At 74.4% G+C, this 23508-nt stretch carries 20 protein-coding genes; 9 read left to right on the top strand and 11 right to left on the bottom strand.

Annotated features, from left to right (window positions below):
- Nucleotides 1-15 precede the first annotated feature (15 nt).
- From R2E43_RS32460 to R2E43_RS32470, 3 genes are all read right to left on the bottom strand, one after another.
- Entirely contained in the window at nucleotides 16-477 is a 462-nt protein-coding gene (locus R2E43_RS32460) for an NUDIX domain-containing protein (RefSeq protein WP_003977628.1), read from the bottom strand.
- Nucleotides 474-2012 (bottom strand): ATP-dependent DNA ligase, encoded by a 1539-nt coding sequence (locus R2E43_RS32465; protein WP_136208558.1) that lies wholly within the window; start codon nucleotides 2010-2012, stop codon nucleotides 474-476. The genes R2E43_RS32460 and R2E43_RS32465 overlap by 4 nt, the downstream gene beginning before the upstream one ends.
- A 90-nt stretch (nucleotides 2013-2102) precedes the next feature.
- A complete protein-coding gene (locus R2E43_RS32470; RefSeq protein ID WP_193484695.1) occupies nucleotides 2103-3068 on the bottom strand; it encodes an NAD(P)/FAD-dependent oxidoreductase in 966 nt (321 codons plus the stop codon).
- 77 nt (nucleotides 3069-3145) lie between these two features.
- On the opposite strand from R2E43_RS32470, the gene R2E43_RS32475 reads away from it, so the two are divergent.
- The 6 genes from R2E43_RS32475 (at nucleotide 3146) to R2E43_RS32500 (ending at nucleotide 8391) form a co-directional block, all read left to right on the top strand.
- The gene (locus tag R2E43_RS32475) at nucleotides 3146-3721 is read left to right on the top strand and encodes a helix-turn-helix domain-containing protein (RefSeq protein WP_003977631.1); all 576 of its coding nucleotides are present in this window, start codon (nucleotides 3146-3148) and stop codon (nucleotides 3719-3721) included.
- Nucleotides 3722-3805: 84 nt separating this feature from the next.
- On the top strand, nucleotides 3806-4786 hold the full coding sequence (locus R2E43_RS32480; RefSeq protein WP_003977632.1) for an NADPH:quinone oxidoreductase family protein: 981 nt from the start codon (nucleotides 3806-3808) through the stop codon (nucleotides 4784-4786).
- Entirely contained in the window at nucleotides 4783-5964 is a 1182-nt protein-coding gene (locus tag R2E43_RS32485) for an acyl-CoA dehydrogenase (protein ID WP_003977633.1), read from the top strand. Before R2E43_RS32480 ends, R2E43_RS32485 begins: the two co-directional genes overlap by 4 nt.
- A complete protein-coding gene (locus R2E43_RS32490) occupies nucleotides 5961-7049 on the top strand; it encodes an acyl-CoA dehydrogenase family protein (protein WP_011027646.1) in 1089 nt (362 codons plus the stop codon). The genes R2E43_RS32485 and R2E43_RS32490 overlap by 4 nt, the downstream gene beginning before the upstream one ends.
- 169 nt (nucleotides 7050-7218) lie before the next feature.
- The gene (locus R2E43_RS32495) at nucleotides 7219-8082 is read left to right on the top strand and encodes a phosphatidylinositol-specific phospholipase C/glycerophosphodiester phosphodiesterase family protein (RefSeq protein ID WP_332056796.1); all 864 of its coding nucleotides are present in this window, start codon (nucleotides 7219-7221) and stop codon (nucleotides 8080-8082) included.
- A gap of 114 nt (nucleotides 8083-8196) precedes the next feature.
- The gene (locus R2E43_RS32500) at nucleotides 8197-8391 is read left to right on the top strand and encodes a hypothetical protein (RefSeq protein ID WP_003977636.1); all 195 of its coding nucleotides are present in this window, start codon (nucleotides 8197-8199) and stop codon (nucleotides 8389-8391) included.
- Here R2E43_RS32500 and R2E43_RS32505 read toward each other — a convergent pair.
- Complete coding sequence (locus R2E43_RS32505; RefSeq protein ID WP_332056797.1) at nucleotides 8381-9871, bottom strand: MDR family MFS transporter; 1491 nt, start codon at nucleotides 9869-9871, stop codon at nucleotides 8381-8383. The genes R2E43_RS32500 and R2E43_RS32505 overlap by 11 nt on opposite strands.
- Nucleotides 9872-9972: 101 nt before the next feature.
- On the opposite strand from R2E43_RS32505, the gene R2E43_RS32510 reads away from it, so the two are divergent.
- A complete protein-coding gene (locus R2E43_RS32510; protein ID WP_003977638.1) occupies nucleotides 9973-10542 on the top strand; it encodes a TetR/AcrR family transcriptional regulator in 570 nt (189 codons plus the stop codon).
- Nucleotides 10543-10563: 21 nt separating this feature from the next.
- Here R2E43_RS32510 and R2E43_RS32515 read toward each other — a convergent pair whose 3' ends face one another.
- Nucleotides 10564-10932: a DUF779 domain-containing protein gene (locus tag R2E43_RS32515; protein WP_003977639.1), complete on the bottom strand. Its 369-nt coding sequence runs from the start codon at nucleotides 10930-10932 to the stop codon at nucleotides 10564-10566.
- 124 nt (nucleotides 10933-11056) lie between these two features.
- On the opposite strand from R2E43_RS32515, the gene R2E43_RS32520 reads away from it, so the two are divergent.
- Together R2E43_RS32520 and R2E43_RS32525 are read left to right on the top strand one after the other, a co-directional pair.
- Nucleotides 11057-11530, top strand: coding sequence for a MarR family winged helix-turn-helix transcriptional regulator (locus R2E43_RS32520; RefSeq protein WP_003977640.1), 474 nt, complete (start codon nucleotides 11057-11059; stop codon nucleotides 11528-11530).
- Between the two features lie 72 nt (nucleotides 11531-11602).
- Nucleotides 11603-13204, top strand: coding sequence for an MFS transporter (locus tag R2E43_RS32525; protein WP_189282855.1), 1602 nt, complete (start codon nucleotides 11603-11605; stop codon nucleotides 13202-13204).
- Here R2E43_RS32525 and R2E43_RS32530 read toward each other — a convergent pair.
- The 6 genes from R2E43_RS32530 to R2E43_RS32555 form a co-directional block, all read right to left on the bottom strand.
- On the bottom strand, nucleotides 13167-13592 hold the full coding sequence (locus R2E43_RS32530; protein ID WP_003977642.1) for a luciferase domain-containing protein: 426 nt from the start codon (nucleotides 13590-13592) through the stop codon (nucleotides 13167-13169). The two genes, R2E43_RS32525 and R2E43_RS32530, sit on opposite strands and share 38 nt — an antisense overlap.
- 172 nt (nucleotides 13593-13764) lie before the next feature.
- Nucleotides 13765-14853, bottom strand: coding sequence for a lytic polysaccharide monooxygenase auxiliary activity family 9 protein (locus R2E43_RS32535; RefSeq protein ID WP_121709152.1), 1089 nt, complete (start codon nucleotides 14851-14853; stop codon nucleotides 13765-13767).
- Nucleotides 14854-15100: 247 nt separating this feature from the next.
- Nucleotides 15101-16246, bottom strand: a complete 1146-nt coding sequence (locus R2E43_RS32540; RefSeq protein WP_011027639.1) for a GH12 family glycosyl hydrolase domain-containing protein — start codon at nucleotides 16244-16246, stop codon at nucleotides 15101-15103.
- A 217-nt stretch (nucleotides 16247-16463) separates the two neighbouring features.
- Nucleotides 16464-17489 (bottom strand): LacI family DNA-binding transcriptional regulator, encoded by a 1026-nt coding sequence (locus R2E43_RS32545; RefSeq protein ID WP_011027638.1) that lies wholly within the window; start codon nucleotides 17487-17489, stop codon nucleotides 16464-16466.
- 76 nt (nucleotides 17490-17565) lie between these two features.
- Nucleotides 17566-19557 (bottom strand): hypothetical protein, encoded by a 1992-nt coding sequence (locus R2E43_RS32550; protein WP_332056798.1) that lies wholly within the window; start codon nucleotides 19555-19557, stop codon nucleotides 17566-17568.
- The gene (locus R2E43_RS32555) at nucleotides 19554-23507 is read right to left on the bottom strand and encodes a vWA domain-containing protein (protein ID WP_332056799.1); all 3954 of its coding nucleotides are present in this window, start codon (nucleotides 23505-23507) and stop codon (nucleotides 19554-19556) included. Before R2E43_RS32555 ends, R2E43_RS32550 begins: the two co-directional genes overlap by 4 nt.
- Between the last annotated feature and the right edge of the window lies 1 nt (nucleotide 23508).

Raw genomic sequence — 23508 nt, forward strand, 5'->3', positions numbered from 1 at the left:
CGTCGTCGCCTCTCGTCAGTGCGAGTGCTCAGCCAGCCGGTCGAGAAACGCGGCCTGCGCCTTCACGATCACCTCGCGGGCCCGGTCGAGGCCGAACCACGCCACCCGGTCCAGTTCGGGGAACTCCTCGGTCCGCCCCGACCTCGGCGGCCACTCCATGCGGAAGGTGCCGGGCACGACCGTCGCCGGATCGAGGTCGGCCGCCACGGCCCAGACCGTGACGAGCTTCCCGCCCGCTTGGCGCACCTCGCCGAGCGGGACGGCCTCGCCCTCGGGCGGCGGCAGCCCCAGCTCCTCCTCGAACTCCCGCCGGGCCGCCTCCCAGGCCGGCTCCCCGGAGTCGTACTCGCCCTTGGGGACGGTCCACGCCCCGGCGTCCCGGCGGCTGTAGAACGGGCCGCCCATGTGGCCGAGGAGCACCTGGAGCCCCCCGCCGGGAGCGCGCCGGTGCAGCAGCAGGCCCGCGCTGCGCCTCACGGGGCCACCCCGGGGTGGGCGGCGAGCAGGGTGTCCACGGTGTCCGCGTCCTCGGGGCGTTTGTCCTCGCGGTAGCGGACCACGCGCGCGAAGCGGAGGGTGACGCCGGCCGGGTAGCGGGTGGAGCGCTGGAGGCCGTCGTAGGCGATCTCGACGACGAGCTCGGGGCGTACGGTCACGCCCCAGCCGTGCTCCTCCACGGCCAGCTCCTTCAGGCGCTCGGTCTGCCAGGTCAGCAGCGCGTCGGTCATGCCCTTGAAGGTCTTGCCGAGCATCGCGAAGGAGCCGTCGGCGGTGCGGGCGCCCAGGTGGAGGTTGGAGAGCTTGCCGGTGCGGCGGCCGTGGCCCCACTCGGCGGCCAGCACCACCAGGTCGAGCGTGTGGACCGGCTTGACCTTCAGCCAGGACGCGCCGCGCCGTCCCGCGCTGTAGGCGGCGTCGAGCCCCTTGACGACGACGCCCTCGTGCCCGCGCGCCAGCGTCCGGGCGAGGAACTCCTCCGCCGCACCGGTGTCCTCGGGGCCGTGCACCAGAGTGCGCCGTACCCGCAGGGGCTCGGGGACCAGCCGCGCCAGCTCCGCGTGCCGTTGGGTCAGCGGCAGGTCGAGCAGGTCGCGGCCGTCGACGGAGAGTACGTCGAAGAAGACCGCGGAGACCGGGACCGCCCGCGCGGCCGTGGCCACGTCGGTGCGGGAGCCCACCCGGCCGGCGGTCTCCTGGAAGGACCGGGGGCGGCCGCCCGCGTCGAGGGAGATCGCCTCGCCGTCCAGGATGAACCGTTCGCCGGGCAGCGCGAGGGCCGCGTCGGTGACCTCCGGGAGCCGGTCGGTGATGTCGTCCAGCGTGCGGGTGTAGATCCGCACGGTGCCGCCGTCCCGGTGCACCTGGACGCGGATGCCGTCCAGCTTCTCCTCCACCGCGGCGGCGCCCAGTTTGCCGACCGCCTCGGCGACCGAGGACGCGCTGTGCGCCAGCATCGGCAGCACCGGCTGCCCCACGGTGAGCCGGAACCGGTCGAGGGCGCCGGGTCCGTCGGCCAGCAGGGCTTCGGCCACGGTCTGGAGCGACCCCGCGAGCATCACCGCCCGCCGCACGTCCGCCGGGGGAGCGTCCGTCGCCGCGGCCAGGCCCTCGACGGCGGCCGCGTCCAGGGCGCCCTGGCGGACCTCCCCGGTGAGCAGCCCGATCAGGAAGCGCTGCTCGTCCTCCGTGGCGGCGCCCATCAGCTCGCCGACCAGCCGGGTCCGCTCGGCCTGCGAACCGGCGCCGGAGACCGCGCCGACCCGGGTGAGACGGGCGTCCACGTCACGTACGGTCAGGGTCGGTGCGTCCGCGGGCGGCACGCGGCGGCTCAGCACCTTCCAGCCGACGCCGATCCGGCCCTGCGGGAGCCGTCCCGCCAGGTACGGGATGACGACCGGCACGTCCGCCGCCTCCGCCTCACGGAACAGCTCCGCGAGCAGGACGGTCTTCCGGGACCGCGCCGACGTGGCCGCGACCTCCCGGGACACCTGGGCCAACCGGGCAAGCAGCATGCAGTCATGGTGCACCGGAGCGGGCGGGCGTACACCCCGCGGCGTCCGCGCGCGTCCGCGTACGCCCTTCCCGGGTGCTCCGCGGTGCCCTCACTCCGCGAGGGCGGCGTCCAGGTCCGACATGATCAGGTCGCCGACGACCGCCGACGCCGCGCGGTACCCGCCGCTGGCCGCGTGGACGACCTGCTCGGCGAAGCCCATCGCGTTGCCCGCGGTCCACACGCCCGGCACGCTGGTCCGGCCCGTCGGGTCCACCACGGGGTAGGCGCCGAACGGCGTCTCCTGCAACTCCGCCCCCAGCCGCTCCATCAGGCCGGTCTGCGGCACCGCCTTCGGGGCGACGAACACCACCGTGCGGTCGTGCGCCGTGCCGTCCGCCAGCCGCACCCCGGTCAGCCGGTCGTCCTCGACCCGCAGGGCGGCCACCTCGCCGGGCACCACCTTGACCCCGGCCGCGGCGAGCCGACGCAGGTCGTCGTCGGACAGCTCCCGCTCGGCGACCGTGTGCAGGAAGAGCGTCACGTCGTCCGACCAGCCGGACACCATCAGGGCCTGGTGCACGCTGAGCGGGCTCGAGGCCAGGACGCCGAAGCGTTCGTCCCGCACCTCCCAGCCGTGGCAGAACGGGCAGTGCAGCACGTCCCGGCCGTACCGCTCGGCGACCCCGGGCACGGCCGGCAGCTCGTCCCTGAGACCGGTGGTGACGATCAGCCGGCGGGCGTGCACGGTGTCCCCGCCGGCCAGCTCCACCGCGAAGTCTCCGTCCCTGGACACGTCCACCGCGCGGTCGCGGACCAGGTCCACCCCGTAGCGGGCGATCTCCTCCCGGCCGAGGGCCAGGAACTCGGCGGGGGACATGCCGTCCCGGGTCAGGTAGCCCTGCATGTGGTCCGAGGGCGCGTTGCGCGGCTCACCGGCGTCGACCACCAGGGTGCGCAGCCGGGAGCGGCCCAGGACGAGCGCGGCGGAGAGCCCGGCCGCGCCGCCGCCGACGACCACCACGTCGTACCTCCCGGACGGGTCCTTCGGATCCTTCAGGTTCGTGTTCTGGGTCATGGTGACCACCTCCACGTAGAAGGTCGCTCGGATCCCACGGTATTGACAAATATGTTTGCCGGAACTGCAATAAATGCATGACGACCCCAGACGACGTCCTCGCCGGTGTCGGGCCGAGGCTCCGCCAGGTGCGCAAGGAGCGGGAGGTGACCCTGGCCGCGCTGTCCGAGGCGACCGGCATCTCGGTGAGCACCCTGTCGCGGCTGGAGTCGGGCCTGCGCAGACCGAGCCTCGAACTGCTGCTGCCGATCGCCCGGGCCCACCAGGTGCCGCTGGACGAACTGGTCGGCGCGCCACCGGTCGGCGACCCCCGGGTGCGTGCCAGGCCCGTAGTGCGCCACGGCCGCACCCACTGGCCGCTCACCCGCCAGGCGGGCGGCCTCCAGGCGTTCAAGGTGCTGGAGCCCCAGCGCCGGGAGGAGCCGGACCCGCGCACCCACGAGGGGTACGAGTGGCTGTACGTCCTCTCGGGGCGGCTGCGGCTCGTGCTCGGCGAGCACGACGTGGTGCTGTCGGCGGGGGAGGCCGCGGAGTTCGACACGCGGGTGCCGCACTGGTTCGGGTCGACGGGGGAGGGGCCGGCCGAGTTCCTCAGCCTCTTCGGCCCGCAGGGGGAGCGGATGCACGTACGGGCGCGGCCCGCGCAGGCGTGACCCCGCACCCTGTTCCCTGATCGGCAAGCGACCGCTTAGTATGCGGAGGACCCGGTCGGACGACGCAGTCGGTGGAGGCCCCGCATGCAGGCATGGCAGGTGCACGAGAACGGCGAGCCGGGCGAGGTGATGCGCCTCGCGGACGTGGCGCCGCCGACGCCCGGCGAGGGTCAGGTCCTGCTGAGGGTCCGCGCCGCGAACATCAACTTCCCGGACGCCCTGATGTGCCGCGGGCAGTACCAGGTCCGGCCGCCGCTGCCGTTCACGCCGGGCGTGGAGATCTGCGGCGAGACCGAGGAGGGGCGCCGCGTCATCGCCAACCCCGCGCTGCCGCACGGCGGCTTCGCCGAGTACGCCCTCGCCGACGCCCGGGCCCTGCTGCCCGCGCCGGACTCCCTGGACGACGCCGAGGCGGCCGCTCTGCACATCGGCTACCAGACCGGCTGGTTCGGCCTGCACCGCCGGGCCCGGCTGGAAGCCGGCGAGACCCTGCTCGTCCACGCCGCGGCGGGCGGCGTCGGCAGCGCCGCCGTGCAGCTCGGCAAGGCGGCCGGCGCCACCGTGATCGGCGTCGTCGGCGGCTCGCAGAAGGCGGCCGTCGCCCGCGAGCTGGGCTGCGACGTGGTCGTCGACCGGCATGCCGAGGACGTCGTCGCGGCCGTGAAGGAGGCCACCGGCGGCCGGGGCGCCGACGTGATCTACGACCCCGTGGGCGGCCAGGCCTACGCCCAGTCCGCCAAGGTCGTCGCCTTCGAGGGCCGGATCGTCGTCGTCGGCTTCGCCAGCGGCACGATCCCCAGCCCGGCACTCAACCACGCGCTGGTGAAGAACTACGCGATCCTCGGCCTGCACTGGGGCCTGTACAACACCAAGGACCCGAAGCTGGTCCGGCACTGCCACGAGCAGCTCACCGAGCTGGCGGCGCGGGGCGCGATCAAGCCGCTGGTGAGCGAGCGGGTGCCGCTCGCCGACGCCGCCGACGCCGTGCAGCGCGTCGCCGACGGCAGGACGACCGGCCGCCTGGCCGTCGTACCGGAGAACCTGGACAAGGGAGCCGCCGCATGACCGACGCAGCGGAACTGCGCGACCGTACGCGCGAGTTGCTCGCCGCGCACCCACCGGCCGACACGGACCGCCTGGACTTCCTCCGGGCCCGCTTCGACGCCGGACTGGCCTGGGTGCACTACCCGCAGGGGCTCGGCGGCCTCGGTGCCCCACGCGCCCTCCAGGCCGTCGTGGACGCCGAGCTGGCGGCCGCGGGCGCCCCCGACAACGACCCCCGCCGCATCGGCATCGGCCTCGGCATGGCCGCCCCGACCATCCTCCAGTACGGCACCGAGGAGCAGAAGCGCCGGCTGCTGCGCCCGCTGTGGACCGGCGAGGAGGTCTGGTGCCAGCTCTTCAGCGAGCCGGGCGCCGGATCCGACCTGGCCGCTCTCGGCACGCGCGCGGTACGGGACGGCGAGGACTGGGTCGTCAACGGGCAGAAGGTGTGGACCTCCAGCGCGCACCTCGCCCGCTGGGCCATCCTCATCGCCCGCACCGACCCGGACGTGCCCAAGCACCGGGGCATCACCTACTTCGTGTGCGACATGACCGACCCCGGCGTCGAGGTGCGGCCGCTGCGCCAGATCACCGGCGAGGCCGAGTTCAACGAGGTGTTCCTCACCGACGTCCGCATCCCCGACTCCCGCCGGCTCGGCGAGGTCGGCGACGGCTGGCGGGTCGCGCAGACCACGCTGAACAACGAACGCGTCGCCATCGGCGGCACGCCGATCCCCCGCGAGGGCGGCATGATCGGCAAGATCGCCGAGACCTGGCGGGAACGCCCCGAACTGCGCACCCACGACCTGCACCAGCGGCTGCTCGGCCTGTGGGTCGAGGCCGAGGTCGCCCGCCTCACCGGTGTACGCCTGCGCCAGCAACTGGCGGCCGGGCAGCCCGGCCCCGAGGGCGCCGGCATGAAGCTGAACTTCGCCCGGCTCAACCAGGAGATCAGCGGTCTGGAGGTGGAACTCCTCGGCGCGGAGGGCCTGCTCTACGACGACTGGACCATGCGCCGCCCCGAACTGGTCGACTTCACCGGCCGCGACGCCGGATACCGCTACCTGCGGTCCAAGGGCAACAGCATCGAGGGCGGGACCAGCGAGGTCCTGCTGAACATCGTCGCCGAGCGCGTCCTCGGCCTGCCCGCCGAGCCGCGCACCGACAAGGACGTCGCATGGAAGGACCTCGCCCGATGAGCGCACAGCCGGAACCCGCCCTGCTCCTCTCGGAGGAGGAAGAGGCGCTGCGCGCCGCCGTCCGGGACCTGCTCACCGACCACTGCGACCCGGCGGGCGTCATCACCCGCACCGAGTCGGCCGCCCGCCACGACGTGTCGCTGTGGAAGGCCCTCGCCGGCTCGATGGGCCTCGCCGGCCTGCTGATCCCGGAGGAACTGGGCGGGCAGGGCGCCACCCACCGCGAAGCCGCCGTGGTCCTGGAGGAACTGGGCCGCGCGGTCGCACCGGTGCCGTACCTGACGAGCGCCGTCGTCGCCACCGAGGCGCTGCTTGCCTGCGGGGCGGACGACCTGCTCGGCGAGCTGGCGTCCGCCACCACCGTCGCCGTGCTCGCCGTCGGGCTGCACGTCGCACCGGGCGGCGCCGCCCCGCGGGTGCGGCTCGAAGGGGGCGCGCTGCACGGGGAACTGACCGGCATCGCCGACGCGTCCGTCGCCGACGTGCTGCTCGTGCCCGCGGACGACGGGGGCCTGTATGCGGTCGCCGCCGCGGACGCCGCGGTCACCGGGCAGGTGTCGCTCGACTCCACCCGGCCGCTGGCGCGCGTGACCCTCGACGGCGCCCCGGGGCGTCGCCTCGGTGACGCGGAACCGGCCGTACGCCGTGCCCTGCGGGCCGGTGCCGGGCTGCTCGCCGCCGAACAGCTGGGCCTGGCCGACTGGTTGCTGACCGAGACGGTCCGCCACCTCAAGGAACGCAAGCAGTTCAACCGCCAGGTCGGCGGCTTCCAGGCGCTCAAGCACCGGCTGTCCCGGCTGTGGCTGGAGGTGGCCGGCCTGCGCGCCGCGGCCCGGAACGCGGCCGACGCCCTGGCGACCGGCGCGGACACCGACGTGGCCGTCGCCGTGGCCCAGGCGTACGCGGCCCAGGTCGCCGTGCACGCCGCCGAGGAGGCGCTGCAACTGCACGGCGGCATCGGCATGACCTGGGAACACCCGGTCCACCTGTACCTCAAGCGGGCCAAGGCCGACTCGATCGCCTACGGAGCGCCGGGCACCCACCGCGCGGCGCTGGCCGAACTGGTCGACCTGCGGGCACCCTGACGCACCCGCCCGCGCGCGAGTGCGCCCGGTGGCCCGCTCCGGTGAGGTGAACGACCGAAGTGAACGACCGGCGGCGGTCCGGCCAACTCACCGCACGGCTCTGCTCCCCGGGGCCGTCGGGACCCCATACTCACAGGCGTCCCGTACGGCACTTCCAGGGAGGCAGAGCATGGCCCTCACCACCCGACGCAGAGCCCTCACCACTCTCGGCGCCGCCCTCGCGGGCGCGGTCGCCCTGCCCGCCGGTACCGCGCTGGCGTCCCAGGGCGGGCACGGACCGCGCCCGCTGTGGCGTGCGCACGCCCACAACGACTACGAGCACCCCCGGCCCCTCCTCGACGCCCTCGACCACCGCTTCGGCAGCGTCGAGGCCGACATCTACCTGGTCGGCGGCCAACTCCTGGTCGCCCACGACCCCGAGGACCTCGACCCGTCCCGCACCCTGGAGTCGCTCTACCTCGACCCGCTCGCCGCCCGCGTCCGCGCGCACCACGGCCGGGTCTACCGACGGGACCGCGGCTCCCTGCAACTCCTGATCGACATCAAGACCGAGGGTGAGGCGACCTACCTCGAACTCGACCGCCGACTGCGCCGCTACAAGCACCTGTTCACCTCCTACGCCCACGGGCGGGTCTTCCCGGGCGCCGTCACGGCCGTCGTCTCCGGGGATCGGGCGGCCCGTGCGCCGATGGCGGCCCAGCGCAGCCGCCGCGCCTTCTACGACGGCCGCCTCACCGACCTCGGCACCGTGGCACCGGCCTCGTTCGTCCCGCTGATCAGCGACAACTGGACGCTCAACTTCACCTGGCAGGGCGTCGGCACCTTCCCGGCCGCCGAGCGGCGCAGGCTGCGGGACATCGTGGGCGCGGCGCACGCGCGCGGGCAGCGAGTGCGCTTCTGGGCCACGCCGGATGCGGCGGGTCCGGCGCGGGACGCCGTGTGGGCCGAACTGCTCGCCGCCGGTGTCGACCACCTCAACACCGACGACCTCGCGGGCCTCGAAGCGTTCCTCGACGCGCACCGGGACGCGTAGGAAGCGTCTCAACACCACTCGTTCGGAGGACAGGTCAGCCGCCCGGACGAACCCTCCGCTACGCCACACTTACGGCCGAACGCCGCGAAGTGGACGTGGCGGAGGAGGTTGACGATGGCCGTTTCCATCTCTGTGGTGCTCTTGCTGTCCATCCTGGCGGTGCTCTTCTTGCGCAACGGCGGGCTGAAGGTCTCGCACGCCCTGGTGTGCCTGCTGCTCGGCTTCTACCTGGCGAGCACGAGCATCGCCCCGACCATCAACAGCGGACTGACCGCCACGGCGGACATCGTGGGCAGCCTCAGACCGTAGGACGGCGGGGGTCGACGGCCTCGCCGGTCCGCGTGGTCCGGGCGGGGGGCGGGGGCTCCGGTCGGCCGGGCAGCAGCAGGCACAGCGGGACGGCAAGAGCGGTGAGGACCGCCGACCACCAGAAGGCCCGGTCGAAGGCGCCGGCCAGGGCGCTCGGGCCGTGGGCGCCGGCAGCGGCGTGCTGCAGGACGACGGCGAGCAGGGCGATGCCCACGGAGCCGCCGATCTGCTGGGCGACGCGGGTGATGACACCCGCGTCCGGGATCTCCTGGTGCCGCAGCCCGACGTAGGCGGCGCCCATCGGCGCGATCATGGCGGCGCCGAGCGCGATGCCGCGGACGAACAGCGCGGCCATGAGCACGGCCCCGCCGGTGCCGGCGGTGACGAAGGCGAACGGGACCGTGGCCACGGCGACGAGAGTGAACGCGGTGACGGCGACCCGGCGGGGGCCGACGCGGTCCATGTACCTGCCCGCCAGGGCGCGTGCGAGCAGCGCCCCCACACCCTGCGGGATGAGCGCGAGCCCGGCGCCGAGGGCGTCCTCGCCGCGGACCTGCTGGAAGTACAGGGGCAGCAGCATCATCGGCCCGTACAGGGCGATGCCGCCCAGGAAGAGCAGGGCGGCGGAGGAGGCCACCGCGCGGTGGCGGAACAGCCGCAGATCGATCAGGGCACCGCCGGGACGGGTCAGGGACCGGGCCGTGAAGCCGCCGACCAGGGCGAGTCCGCCGAGCAGCGGCACGAGGACCGCGGCGCCGGTGGATCCGGCTCCGCCCTCTACCCGGGACAGGCCGTAGACCAGGGCGGCGACGCCCGGGCAGAGCAGGAGCAGGCCGACGACGTCCAGGCGGCCGCGGGGGCCGCCGGGCTCCGGCCGGTCGTCGGGGAGGTTCCGCAGGGCCAGCCATCCGCCGACGACGCAGAACGGGATGTTGACGAAGAACATCCAGCGCCAGTCGGCCAGATGCAGGACGAGGCCGCCGAGGACCGGGCCCAGGATCGGGCCCAGCGCGGTGGGCACCGTGATGATCGCCATGACCCTGCCCGGGTGGCTGCCCCTGGCCGCCTGCATGAGCAGCGTGGCCATGAGCGGCATCATGATGCCGCCCGCGAGGCCCTGGACGACACGGAAGACGATCAGACTCGTGGCGTTCCACGCCAGCGCGCTCAGGACCGAGCCGAGCAGGAAACCGCCCAGCGCCGCGATCCACAGCTGTCGGCCGCCGAAGCGCGCCTGGGCCCACACGGCGAGCGGGATGGTGACGAACACCGCCAGCAGGTAGCCGGTGCTCACCCACTGGACCGTGGCCAGCGGGGCGTCGAACGCCTTCGCCAGGTCGTCCAGCGCGACGCTGACGACGGTGGTGTCGAAGACGACTCCGAGCGCGCCCACGACGAGGGTGGCCCCAATGCGCCGGACGGCGGGGTCGACGCGATCGGGACGTGCTGCCGCGGACGCGGCCCCATGGGGGATGCTCACGAACCCCCACCTCCTTAAGATAGAGAATCCTTTCTTACTCTCCTCAGGGTAGGGAGATAGGATAAGAAAGGCAATTCTTTCTCACTGGAAGGAGGCGTCGGATGGCACAGCGGCGCCGCGGAGCGGCACTGGAGAAGGCACTCCTGGACGCGGCCTGGGGCGAACTCGCCGAGCGCGGCTACGCCCGGTTCACCATGGACGGCGTCGTCAGGCGCGCCGGCACCAGCCCGCCGGTGCTGTACCGGCGCTGGGCGCACCGCGACGAGCTGGCCAGGGCAGCCGTCGCCCATGTGCTGGAGGAAGCCCGCGTCGACACCCCCGACACGGGAACCCTGCGGGGGGACCTCCTCGCCCTCATGCGGGAGATCGGCACCGCCAACGCCCAGCTCGTCATCCTCATGTACGCGCACCTGGCCGGCTACTGCCAGGAGACCGGCACCAGCCCCGGCGAGCTGCTCGACGCGGCGCGCGGGAAGTCCGCGGACGCGCTCGCCGAGGTCTACGACCGGGCCGTCGCCCGCGGCGAGGCCAGGCCGGAACGGCTCACCGGGCGCGTCAGGTCTCTCCCCTTCGACCTGCTGCGCCAGGAGATCCTCGCGACCCTCGCGCCGGTCCCCGAGGACGTCGTCGAGGAGATCGTCGACACGATCTTCCTGCCCCTGGTGAGCTGACGGCCGAAGGAAGACAGGGTTCTAGACGTCCACGACGCGGGAGCGGATGAGGAAGCGCACTCCCTCGGGTGCCTCCAGGGAGAAGCCGCTGCCCCGGCCCGGGACCACGTCGACGATCAGCCGGGTGTGGCGCCACGCCTCGTACTGGCTGCGTGACATCCAGAACTCCACCGGTTCCTCGACGCCGTCGACGGCCAGCTCGCCGAGCAGGATGTCCGAGGCGCCGGTGCGGAACTCGCCGGCCGGATAGCACATGGGTGCGCTGCCGTCGCAGCAACCGCCGGACTGATGGAACATCAGCGGGCCGTGCGCCTCGCGGAGCCGCCGCAGCAGTAGGGACGCCTCGGGGGTCAGCTCGACGCGCGGGGTCTCCTCGTATGTGTCGCCCATACCGCACATGCCAGCACGGGGAACGTTGCGAGCGCGTTGCGCGGCACCTTGGCGGGGCGGCTCCCGCCTCCTCCGCCAGAAACCTCTTTTGACATACCTATCCGACCATATCTATTGTCTCCGGGTGACCGACTCCAGCACCCCTCGCCGGGACATCGACCGCATGGCCTCCGGGCTCGCGGCGTGCCTTCCCGTGCTGTACCGGGCGCTGGACCGGCAGGTCACCGCCCGGTACCCGCACCCCAAGCCCCCCGAGGGGCAGCTCGCCCTGCTGCGGTACGTCGCGCAGCACGAGGGCGTCACGGTGCGCGAGGCCGCCGAGGCCCTGCTGATGAAGCCGAACAACGTCAGTGCCCTGGTCTCCCAGCTCGTCGAGCAGGGTGACCTGGAGCGCCGGCGGGACAGCGCCGACAAGCGGGTCGCCCACCTCCACCTCACGGCCACGGCCCGTGAGCGGGTCTCCGAGGTGCGGGAACTGGAGACCGCGTTCATCCGCCACGCCCTGACCTCCCTCACCGAGGGCCAGCAGGGCGCGCTCGGCTCCGCCCTGGACGCCCTCGACGCGTTGACGCGGCATCTCCACCCCGGCGTCCGCTGACCCGTGTGCCCGCCCTCGCGGCGCGCCGCTCCCTTCCCGCACCACCCCTGAAACCGGAAGAGAAGCTCCTCCATGCCCTCCACGTCCGTGGATCACCCCGCCGTGCCCGCGGCCGAGCCCGCCCCCGCGCCCGGGGCCGCCGGCCGGCTGCGGTCCAACCCGTGGCTGACCCTCCTCGCCGTCGCGTTCGGCCTGTTCATGGTCCAGCTCGACGGTTCCGTCGTCGCCATCGCCAACCCCGAGATCGGCAGCGACCTGCACGCGTCCACCGCCCAGCTCCAGTGGGTGACCAACGCCTACCTGCTGGCCCTCGCCGCCACCCTCATCCTGGGCGGCAAGCTCGGTGACCGCTTCGGCCGCCGCACCTACTACCTGGTGGGCGTCGCGGGCTTCACCCTCGCCTCGATCGCCATCGGACTGGCCGGTTCGATCGAGGGCGTCGTCGCCTTCCGCGCCCTCCAAGGCGCCTTCGGCGGACTGCTGATGCCCAACACCCTCGGGCTGCTCCGCTCCGTCTTCCCGCCGAAGAAGTTCGGGATGGCCGTCGGCATCTGGGCCATGGTCTCCGCCGTCGCCACGGCCCTCGGGCCCATCGTCGGCGGCCTCCTCGTGGAGCACGTCGACTGGGAGTCCGTCTTCTACGTCAACGCCCCCATCGGCGTCGCCGCCATCGCCTTCGGCGCCCTCGTCCTCCCGCAGAGCCGCAACGCCGCGGGCCGCGAGCGCTTCGACATACCCGGGCTCGTCCTGCTCGCCCTCGGCCTCCTGGCAGTCGTCTTCGGCGTCGTCAAGGGCGAGACCTGGGGCTGGACCTCCGCCGGCACCCTCGGCGCCGTGGCCGCCGGTCTCCTGCTCCTCCTCGTGTTCGGCCGGTACGAGACCCGCGTGGAGCACCCGCTGCTGCCGATGCGCCTGTTCCGCAGCCGCGCGCTGACCATCGGCGCGATCGTCACCGCGCTGAACTTCTTCGTGATGCTCGGCGTGATCTTCTTCGTCATGCTCTACCTGCAGAACGTGCGCGGCTTCACGCCGGTCGAGGCGGGCGTGCGCACGCTCCCGCTCAGCCTCGCCTCGCTGGTCGCCTCGCCGCTGGGCGCGGCCCTGACCCAGCGCTTCGGGCCGCGGTTGACCATGCCGCTGGGCATGCTGCTCCAGGCCGCCTCCTGCTTCGGCATGCTCACCTGGCAGACCGACTCCGCCTACGCCACGATATGGCCGCCGTTCATCGCGCTCGGCCTCGGCGTCGGCATGGTGATGGCCGCCTCCTCCGACGCCATCGTGGGCAACGCCCCCGTCCGGGACGGCGGGGTGGCGGGCGGTCTCCAGGCGACGACCCTGCAGATCGGCGGCGCGCTCGGCACGTCCGTGCTGGTCTCCCTGATCAGCGCCAAGGTGGGCGCCACCCTCACCGGTGAGCTGACCGGCGCGGGCGTGCCCCCGGCCGTGGCCCACGGTCTCCAGGAGGCCCGGGACGCCGTGGCCATGGGCGTGGCGCCCGTCTCCGGCGAGATGCCGGCCGGGCTGCGGGCAGCCGTGGTGGAGGGCAGCGGGCAGGCGTTCATGAACGGCGTGCACGTGGCCGTGGTCGTCACCGGCGTCCTCTGCGTGCTCGGTGCTGCCCTCGCGGCGGCCGGACTCAGGCCTCCCCGGCCGCGGCACGCGGAAGCACCGTGACCCGGTGGAAGTTGCACCCCGGCGGCGCCGACAGCGCCGTCGGCCCCGGTGGCCCCGGGGCGAGGTCGGCCGGGGGCCGGGACTGATGGGCCTTCAGGGCGATGCTCACCAGGCTCAACAGCAGATCCACGTCCGCGTCGCAGTCCAGGTGCACGGTGACCCAGCGGGAGCCGGGCACCAGACGGATGGCGGTGGAGCCGCCCAGGTCGTACCGGAAGCGCTGGATGGCCCGGTGGGTGAGGTGGAGGTCCACGTCCCGGTCCGAGTGGAAGTGGACGATCTCGTCGCGGACGGAGCACAGTGCCCGTCCGGTTCCGCAACTGGCCGGACCCGCCGAGAGGTCGGGCCAGGCTTGCAGCCGCTCGAAGGCGCGCTGGGCCGGAGTCATGGCCCTATCGTCGCCCGCTCACCGCTTCGCAACCAGAGGTTGAGCGATTTGTAACCGGCACGTGAGGTCGGCGGGAGCCCTGGTGCCCCCGCCGACCGTGTGCCGACGCGTGTCCCGACGCCACTCCCGGCGTGCGTCGTGGCGTGCGCCGGGGCGTGCTACGAGGTGTGCGTCAGGGTGCCACGCAGCCGATCGAGTCGACCGGGAAGTCATTGCCCGTCGAAGTGGCGGTGAAGCCGAAGGTCACGCTCCCGTCCGGTGGTACGACGCGGTTGTGGTCCACGTTGCGGACCGTGACCGTACCGTCGGAGCCGCTGGTCAGCGAACCGTTCCACACCCCGCCGAGCGTGGTCCCACCGCCCGGCTGCCACTGCACGGCCCAGCCGTTCAGCGGCTCGGTGCCGTGGTTCATCACCTCGACCGACCCCTGGAAGCCGCCGCTCCAGGAGTTCTCCACCGAGTACACGGCCATGCACGAGCCGGTGTGCGTGGGCGGGGTGGTCGGGTCCGTCGGGGTCGGTGTCGGGTCCGGGGTGCTTCCGGAACCGCGGATGCCGGTGACCTCTCCGTTGCCGCCGTCGAAGACGACGTCCGAGCAGGAGAAGAAGTTCTCCTGGCTGTCCGAACGCACCCACTGCATGAAGATCAACGCGTCGCCCGAGCGGCCCGAGGGCAGCGCGAGGTCCCAGTAGTAGTGGCCCCCGTCGGTGCCCGGCGAGCCCTGCTGGGGCGGGTTGGTCACCGTCTGGATCAGCTCCAGGTCGTCCCAGCCCAGCTCGGACGTGGGCGACCAGCCCGGCTTGGTCAGGTACACCCGGAAGTCCCCGGGGTGGGCCGCCCAGTTGCTGTATTCCACCGGGATCGTCGCACCCGACGTCAGGTGCGTGCGGGGCCAGTCCGAGCGGGCGGCGTTGTAGGCGGAGAAGTCGTACGGGGAACGGTCGCCGGCGCTGCACAGGGTGCCGTCCGGCACGTAACCGGCGCCGCGGCCCCCCGCGTTGGAGTCGAGCACGGCGAACCAGTTGTACAGGGCCGTCGCCCCGCTCTGGTCGAGGGCGGCCTGGCAGGCGGGGTTCGTCGGGTCGAGGGCGCCGGTGCCGGTCTTGGCGTCCAGCTGGCACAGGTAGGTGCGGGAGCCGGGCATCATCGCCACGCCGTGCGCCTCGGCCCGCCCCTGCCCGAGCAGAAGGGTCACGCCGAGCGAGCCGAGCAGGGTGGCCAGTACCGCCGCGAGGGTGAGGAGTCTGGTGCGTCGAACCATAGGGGCCTCCTGGTTCCGGTGCGTGAGTGGGCTGACAAGCGTCTGAATGAGTGTCTGAGCGGGTGTCTGAGCGGGTCGGGATGTCTGAGCGGGTGTCTGAGCGGGTCGGGACGGGTGTCTGAGCGGGTGTCTGAATGAGTGCCTGAGCGGCTGGATGATCAGTTCATGACAATGGTGGGGGCGTCCCGTGGAACCCCCGCCCGTCCGGGGCGGGCGCTTCGACCGGACGGGCGGGGAGGCGGGGCGGTTACACCGTGGTGCAGGCGGTGCCGTTCAGGCGGAAGCCGGTCGGCTCGGCGAACGCGCCGCCGTAGGTGCCCTGGAAGCCGAATGACAGGCTGCCGCCCGGTGCGATCCGGGCGTTGTGGCTCGCGCCGGTTGCCGTGACGGAGCCCGAGGAGGGCGTCAGGGACGCGTTCCAGGCGTTGGTGATCCGCTGGCCGGAGGGCAGGGTGAAGGCGAGTTGCCAGCCGTCGACGGGAGCCGTGCCCGTGTTGGTGACGGTGACGTCCGCGGTGAAGCCGTCCTGCCAGACGTTCGTGCCGTACGACACCGCACACGCGGACGGGCCGCCCGGGTCGCCGGGGTCGGTGCCGCCGGGGGTGCCGGTCTCGACGGTGGAGGAGAAGGAGTTCACGGCCAGTCCGGCGCCGTTCTGCCACGGCTCGAACCCCGCCTGAACGCTCGTCAGGTACCAGTCGTTCTCGGCGAGTCCGCGCGCGACGGTCGCCCGGACGAAGTCCATGACGTCGAAGCTCCAGCCGCTGATCGCCGACGGTGCCACGAACGACAGCACGTCGTTCGAGCCGTTGCCGCCGCTCCACACCTCCCAGGTCCGGCCGCCGACGGAGGCCGTGCCCACCGGTGAGCCGATGGGCTGGATCGGACCCACCCTGTTGAACCAGATCATGATCTCGGTCTGGTTCACCCCGTCGGTGCGGGCCGTCGGGTCCAGCCATATGTCGTACGAGGCGTTGTAGACGGCGCCGTCGACGAAGCCGTACGAGATGCTGGACGGCGCCGCGGAGACGGTGTCGAGCCGGACGGGGAGGGCCGTGCCCGGTGAACAGTTCGTGTAGTGGCAGCCGTTGAAGACCGACGGGTACGACTTCGGCGCCCCGTTGGTCGGTGCCGAGCCGTCGGCCTGCGTGACCCGGAAGCCGGTGTCGGTGGCCGTGACGCACTGGGTGGCGGTGGAGCCCCAGCGGTTGTTCTGGACGACGTACCTGCCCTGGATCGTCGTCGTTCCGAAGGGTTCGCAGATCGTGGTGTCCGCCTGGGCGGGCGCGGCGGCTGTCACCAGGGACGACACGAGGGCGAAGGCCGCTAAGACCGCGCCCAGGGCCGCCAAGAGGCCGCGCGGGGCGCGGGCCTGGGGCCGTAACGTTCGCATGGGGGCCTCTCCGGGAGGGTGTGGGGGGAGGGAGGGGGCCGGTGCGGGAGCGCTCCCAACTCCCCACTGATGGGAGCGCTCCCACTTACCGGTTGATGGGACTGTAGAAGCGGTTCATGTTCCTGACAAGACTGTGCGCGGCAGAGTTGTCGAACGAATCTCGAAGCCGCAGGTCGGAGGGGTCCCGCTCCGGGAGCGCTCCCGGCGGCCCGGTTGCTCAGGCGGAGTCCCGGACTACCAGCTCGGTACGGAGGATGACGTGCCGCCAGGCGACCGGGGCGTCCTCCATCTCCTCCAGCAGCAGCCGCACCATCGTGCGGCCGATCTCCTCCAGCGGCTGCCGGACGGTCGTCAGCGGCGGGTCCGTGGGCCGGGCCGGGTGGAAGTCGTCGAAGCCGATCACGGCGACGTCCTGCGGCACCCGTCGGCCCGCGGCGCGCAGCGCGTTGAGCGCCCCGGCGGCCAGCGTGTCCGAGGCGGCGAAGACCGCGTCCAGGTCCGGGTGCCGGGCCAGCAGCTCGGTCATCGCCCGGTGCCCGCTCTCCTCGGTGAAGTCGCTCCCCTCGACGACCAGCGACGCCCCCGCAGCCACGCCCGCCGGCTCCAGCGCCTCCCGGTAGCCGCGCAGTCGGCACTGGGCGACGTACATGTCGAGCGGACCGCTGATGGCCCCGATCCTGCGCCGGCCGGCGTCCAGCAGATACGTCACCGCGCCGCGCGCACCGCCCGCGTTGTCCGCGTCGACGTAGGTGACGCACTCCTCGCCGGAACGCCGCCCCAGCATGACGGTGGGCAGTCCCGCGTCGGCGAGCATGTCGGGCAGCGGATCCTCGGCGTGCACGGACATGAGCAGCACCCCGTCGACCCGGCCGCCGCGCGCGTACTCCACGAAACGCCGCCGCTCGGTGTCCGTGCGGACCAGGGTGAGCAGCAGCTGGAACGGGGTGTCGGTGAGGGCGTCGCCGACGGCGTGGACGATCTCCGTGAAGAACGGCTCCCCGAACAACCGCCAGTCCGGCTCCGTCATCACCAGCGCGACGGCGTCCGCACGGTGGCCGGCGAGCGAACGGGCCGCGAGATTCGGCACGTAGCCCAGCTCGGCGATGGCCCGCTGCACGGCGCGGCGCGTCGAGTCGCGCACGCCGGCCGCGTTGTTGACGACCCTTGAGACGGTGCCTCGCCCCACGCCTGCGCGGGCGGCCACCTCCTCCAGCGTCGGCGTACCCGGACGCTGCCTGCCCATGTCCGCCCGCCTTCCCCCACGAGATCGTCCGATACTACGGTGACCCGCCGGGCCGCCTGCGCGCCGGGACGGCGGATCACGGAGAGGTGAGGCCGGGGAGCCTCGCGCCCCACGCGGCGGCACACAGGGCACGGTCCACCTCCTCGGTGTAGACGGCCGCGCCCAGCCACGCGCGGGCGAAGCGCCCGGTGTCGGCCGGGAGCAGCCGGCCGAAGGGGTCGCGCGCCCGTTCCGCGGCGGTGGCGTGCAACTCGGCGAGCAGCTCACCGGCGGTGCCGAGGCCGTACCGACGCAGGCGCGCGGCCTCGGACTCACGGTTTCCGGGGAAGGCCAGTACGCGGCGGCCACCGGACGCGGCCTGGTGGACCCGGCGCCGCAGCAGATGCACGGGAGCCTCGTCCGCGGCGGTCGCCGCCCGTACGGACGGGGTCGTCGGCGCGTCGCCCGCGGGGCCCGACGCCGCTTCCGCGGGCAGGTCCGCGCGGCGGAGCCGGTCGAGACCGAGGTCGATCCGGCTGTCCGGATCGGTGGGATGGCTCGCCGCCAGCAGCGACGCGCGGGGCTGCGGGGCCGGCGTGAGCCGGGCGACCACGCGGAGCCGGGCACTGCGCGCGGACGCGAGCCGAGCGAGGAGGCGCAGGTTCTCACGGTGGGGCAGCGCGGGGTCGTCGTGGGCGGCGGCCAGTCGGACCGTCAGCCCGTCGCAGTCGGCGAGCAGACACTCGCCCGCGGCCTCGCGGACCGTGCCGACGAGCGTGACGTCGAGGAACAGCAGGTCCTGGCCGTCGGGGCCGTTCTCGCCGCCCCGCACGGTCCGTCCGGTGGTCTGCGGGGTGAGGTGCGCGTCCGGTACGTCCAGGTCGCTCGCCAGGGCCCGGGCTACCTGCTCGGCCACCGGTACCGCCCACAGCCGGTCGAGCGGCTCGGCGTACCACGAGGCGCCGGGCGCGCGGACGGCCCGCACGCCCGTACCCGCCCCCAGACGGCCCGTCGGGGAGACCGTCGCCCCGGACACGGCGAGTCCCGCGCGCGAGAGCTCACGGGGCGTCAGGGAGGTGTCGCCGAGGCGCACGGCACGGTCCGCCGAGCCCATGGCCCGTTCGGCGCCGCCCGGGGCCACGTCCGGGACCGTGTAGAGCCGCCCCGCGGTATCGGCGGTCCAGGTGACGGTGCCCGCGTAGCCGGTCGTCGTGAGGACCGGCTCGGCGAAGAGCCCGTACAGACGCAGTGACCCGTCCGGTGAGTACGGCTGGCGTACCCTGCCGCGCAGCCCGGCCAGCTCGGGCCCCGTGGCGCCCGGGAGGCGGTGCGCGAGGAGGAGGACGTCGCGCAGTGCGGCGCCGAGATCGCTCAGGCGGTGTGCGGGGTCGGCGGCACGGGCCGCGCGCAGCGCCGTGACCACGGCGACGGCACGGCCGGAGGCGCGCGGGAGGCCGGCGAGTCGCGCGGTGTGCGCGGCCCGCAGCAGCTCCGCCTGGAGCACGGCCCCGGCACCTTCGACGCCTGCCTCCAGCACGGCGGCCGCCGCGGCGTGCAGCGCCGCCGAGGCGGCGCACTGGGCGGGGGTGGCCGATTCCGGGGCCGGGTCGCCGCCGGGAGCGGCGCCGGGGGTCTGGGCGGCGGGCGGGGCAGGGGGCGGGGTGGGGCCCGGGGCGGGCACTGCGGCCGGTGTTGCGGGCCCGGCCGGTGCCGGAGCGGTTTCCTGCGGTGGCTCCCCGGGTGACGGCGTCCCGACCGCCGGTTCCGTGGGCGACGGCGTCCCGACTGCCGGTTCCGTGGGCTCGGCGACCGGGGCCGCCGATGCCGCGGCGGCCCGGTGAAGGCAGTCGGGCGCGAGCAGGCACCCGCAGCGGATCGCCCCGGCACTGGACACGATCCCGTCGGGAGCGTGCAGTTCGAGGTCGGTTTCGGCGTCGACCGCGATGCGCACGATGTCGCCGTCCCGGACCACCGGCCGCCCCGAGACCTTGGCGACCCCCGCGTCCAGCCGCTTGCGCAGCCGGGGTGTGAGTGCGGCGACGAGCTCGGCGGTCACCGAGGGGCTGACCGGCGGAAGGAGCGGGCTCATGCGATCTTCTCCCCTACCCAACGGGCGAGTTCGAGCGGACTGAGCGCGGCGACCGGCATGCCCGCCGCGACGAGCCGGCCGGCCACTCCGGTGGAGTAGCGCGGGCGGCCCGCGTCGTCGAGGCTGGCGCAGCCCAGCACATGGCAGCCGGCACCGACGAGAGCGCGGACCTCGGCGAGCAGTCCGCCCAGCGGATAGCCCTCCTCGAAGTCGCTGACGACGACCACGAGGGTGCGGGACGGCACGGTGACGAGCTCACGGGCGTGCCGCAGCCCCGCGGCGATGTGGGTACCGCCGCCCACGCTGACCTCGAGCAGCAGGGAGAGCGGATCGTCGACGTGGTCGGTGAGGTCGATGACCTCCGTGGAGAAGGCCAGGAAGTGCGTGGACAGGGTGGGCACACCCGCCAGCACCGACGCCGTCAGGGCGGCCCAGACCGTGGACGCCTCCATGGACCCCGACACGTCAGTCACCAGGACCAGCCGCCAGTCGGCCGATCTCCTGGCCCGAGTGCGGAAGACGGGGTGCTCCGGAAGGACCCGGACCGTGCCGTCCGGACCGCGGTGTGCCGAGGCCAGGTTGGCCCGCAGGGTGCGGGGGAGGTCGAGGCCGCCGCCCGGCCGCCGGCTGGGGCGCGGAACCACGGTGCCGTGCAGCGCGGGGCGCAACCGGGTGGCCAACTCCCGGGTCAGCGCCTCGACCAGGCGCCGCACGAGCGGCCGGAGCGCGGCCAGCCGTGCCTCGGGCAGGCCTCCCGCGTGGCGCAGCACGGTGCGCAGCAGATCGACGGAGGGTCGCACGCTGTCCGGGTCGAGTTCGGCCAGGACGTCCGGCCGGCCCGATGCGGCCGCGGCCGCCAGGACCTCCTCACGGATGCCCGGCCCGAACAGCGCCGCGAGCTCCTCCGACCACTCACGCACACCCGGGTACGAAGGCTCCCGGCCGCCGCCCGAGCCGCCCCGGCCCGGACGGGTCAGGTCACCCCGGCTGCCCTCGCCGCGTCCGCTGCCGTACAGCTCGTCCAACGCGGTGGCCGGGGCGGCCGCCGCCGCGGACAACCGGTCGGTACGGCGACCGAGCACGAGCCGCCAGCGGTCGGCGGGCGGGAGGCGGTGATCAGCGGCGCCGACGGACGCGGCGAGGGGCCCGGGGCCGCCGGACGGCGCGGGCGACGGCGCGGGCGACGGGGTGCTGACGGCTGTCGTGGCGGTGCCGTGGGGCGGGTCGGCGTCGTCGGCCGGGGGCTGGGGCCGGTCCGGATCCGAGGCCGCTCCCGCTTCCCGTCCAGGGCCAGGGCCAGAGCCAGAGCCAGGGTCGGGGTCAGAACACGGGGCAGGATCACCCGGGCCGGGGATCGGTTCAGGGGTCCGGGGCAGCAGTCTCAACCCGTCGAGGGCGGTCCGCGCCATGAGGTCGGCGCGGGTCCACAGGGCGAGGGCCGTGGGGTCCACCCCGCCCGTGTCGGCCGGCCGGTCCACGCCGACGCGCTCCTCGACGACGGACAGCAGACGGTCACGGGCGGCCGGGCTCAGGGTGTCGAAGCCGCCGCGCAAGGCCGGCAGCCGGTCCAGGAACTCCCGGTCGGCCAACTCCGACACCCGCTCGAGAAGCGGCTCGAGCGCCGGGGCCGCCGACTCCAGCAGCGGCCCCGCGGCCGTCAGCAGCCCGGTGAGCCTGGCCGTGAGCGCGGAGCGGGCCGCGCGGTCGCGGGCCCCGTCGACCCAGGACGCGACACGTTCGCCCAGTACGTCGGGATCCTCGTGCCCGAGGAGCACTCGGACGGCTCCGGCGGCGCCGCGCATCAGGGGCGAACCCTCGCGGGCCAACCGGGTCAGCGCATCGGCCAGCCGGACACCGCCGAGCACGTCCGCGCGGTGGGCCAGTTCCAACAGGGCGTGCGCGTCCGCCGGGTCCTCGGCACCGCTCAGCCCGTCCACCTGACGCACCGCCGCGGCGGTGAGCAGCTCGGCCACGGCGGTGGCCCGCAGCGCACGGTCCTCGTCGGCACCGAGCCCAGGGACGTGCCCCGCCCGCAACCGGTCCAACAGGCCGAGGCCGGTGAGCAGTTCAGGCAGCGTGGCGGCACCGGGCAGCACGTCGGCGGTCTCCGTGAGCCGCGCGTCCGCCAGGTCGGGCAGACCGCACTCGGCCGCCTGCCGGAGTCCGTCCAAGGTCTGCGCGGCGGTGGGACCGCCCTTGTCCCGCTCCGTCCGCCACCGCTCGCGCAGCACCCCCTCGGCGGCCTGTGCGGGCGTGACACCGTGCACGCCGACCGCGGACAGCATCGCCGCGGTGGCCGGCGTCCAGCGCACCTCCCACCGTGTCGTCAGCGTCTCGGCGCCGCCCGCACCGACGGCGCCCCGTGCCTCGGCATAGGGCACGCCGCACACCGTCAGGCGGCGAAGCAACAGGTCGCGCGCGCGGTCCAGCTCGGACCGCAAGGGGTCCAGCCGCAGATCCCGGGCGGTCGTGGACGCGGTGCCCCCCGGGGCGCCGCTGCCCCGTGCGGTGCCACCCGCCCCCACCGGCCCGCCGCCGTCCGACGCCGGGCCCGGCAGTCCCAGGGCCGCCAGCTCGGCCTCGACCGCCGGAGCGAGGCCGCTGCGCGGTGCGTCCGGGGCGGGGCGGCCGCTGCGGGTGCCGACGAGCACCTGTTCCATCGCCCTGGCGACGGCCCGCCCCCGGCCGTACGGCTCGCCCTGCGCGAGTACGGTCTGGACCGCCTCGACCAGCTCTCCCCGGCCGGCCGCCGGCAGCCCGCGCAGCCGTGCCAGGTCCGAGGCCAACCGCACGATCTCGCGTGCGTCGGCCGGACCCGACGGATGCCCGAGGCCGCGCAGCGCCGCACACACGCGTACGGCCGCGTGCGTCAGCGCCTCCTCCAGCGCCCCCGGATCACCGGCCGCCCGCAGCACCAGGTGCTGCCACTCGGGGTCCCGGATGCCCGCGGGGTAACCGGACCGCTCGTCCAGCAGGGCGTACGTGTACGGAATGAGCGACGTGATCCACCCGGGCCGGCCGGTCGGCCCGGCGGGGGCTCCGGAGCCGTCCTGCCCGGGTTCGGCCGCGTCGGCCGGGGAGACGAGTGCCGGCGCGTGGAACGCGCCCACGACCAGGGCGGCCCGCGCACCGTCAGCGGTGGCGGCGGCCAGCCGGGAGCGCATCCACGCCTCGCGCCGCAGATCCAGCTCGGGTACGCCTCCGGACGCCACGGCCTCCTCGCGCAGGGCCCAGCCGGTCAGGAGCGCGGCGCGGCGCAACGCCTCCGGCCCGGATCCCGGAGCCGCGGCCTCGACGAGGCGGTCCCACAGATCCTCACCGGGACGACCGGTGAGGCGCGCCCGCAGTGCCTTGGTGAGCCCGGAACGGTCCGAGAGGTCCGGCCGCGGCTGCGATTCCGGCGCGAGCGGTGCCGTGCGCGTGGTGGGCACGGCGGACGTGGTGGGACCGGTGGGCGTGGTGGGCCCGGTGGGCGTGGTGGGCCCGGTGGGCGTGGCGGGGGCTCCCGGGCTCCTCCCCTCGCGCCACGCCCGGTCGGCCAGCGGCAGGTCACAGGCGACGACCGGAACGCCCCGCCGGGCGGCCCAGCGCACGGCGGCCAGCTCGGGCGAGAAGTCGGCGAACGGATAGAAGGCCGGTCCCGACCCCTCCTCCCCGCCGGCCGCGGCCAGCGCGACCGGCGCCCGCGTCTCCTCGTGACCCAGCCAGGGGAGCCACTCCTGCATCTCGGCGGGCAGCTCGACCAGCAGGACGTCCGGGGCGGCCCGGTCGAGCAGCGTCGGTACCGCCGCGGCCAGGGACGGCGCGTGGTGCCGTACGCCGACGAGGAACGGCACCCCGGGACCGGTCAGCGCCGCGACCGCCTGGTCCGCGGACAGGGGCGAAGAGGGGCAGTGGCAGCCGGGCGAGGAGGGAAGGCGGCAGCCGGGGGAGGACGGGGAGCGGGACACG

Origin of the sequence: Streptomyces violaceoruber (genome assembly GCF_033406955.1) — a bacterium.
GTDB classification, from domain to species: domain Bacteria; phylum Actinomycetota; class Actinomycetes; order Streptomycetales; family Streptomycetaceae; genus Streptomyces; species Streptomyces violaceoruber.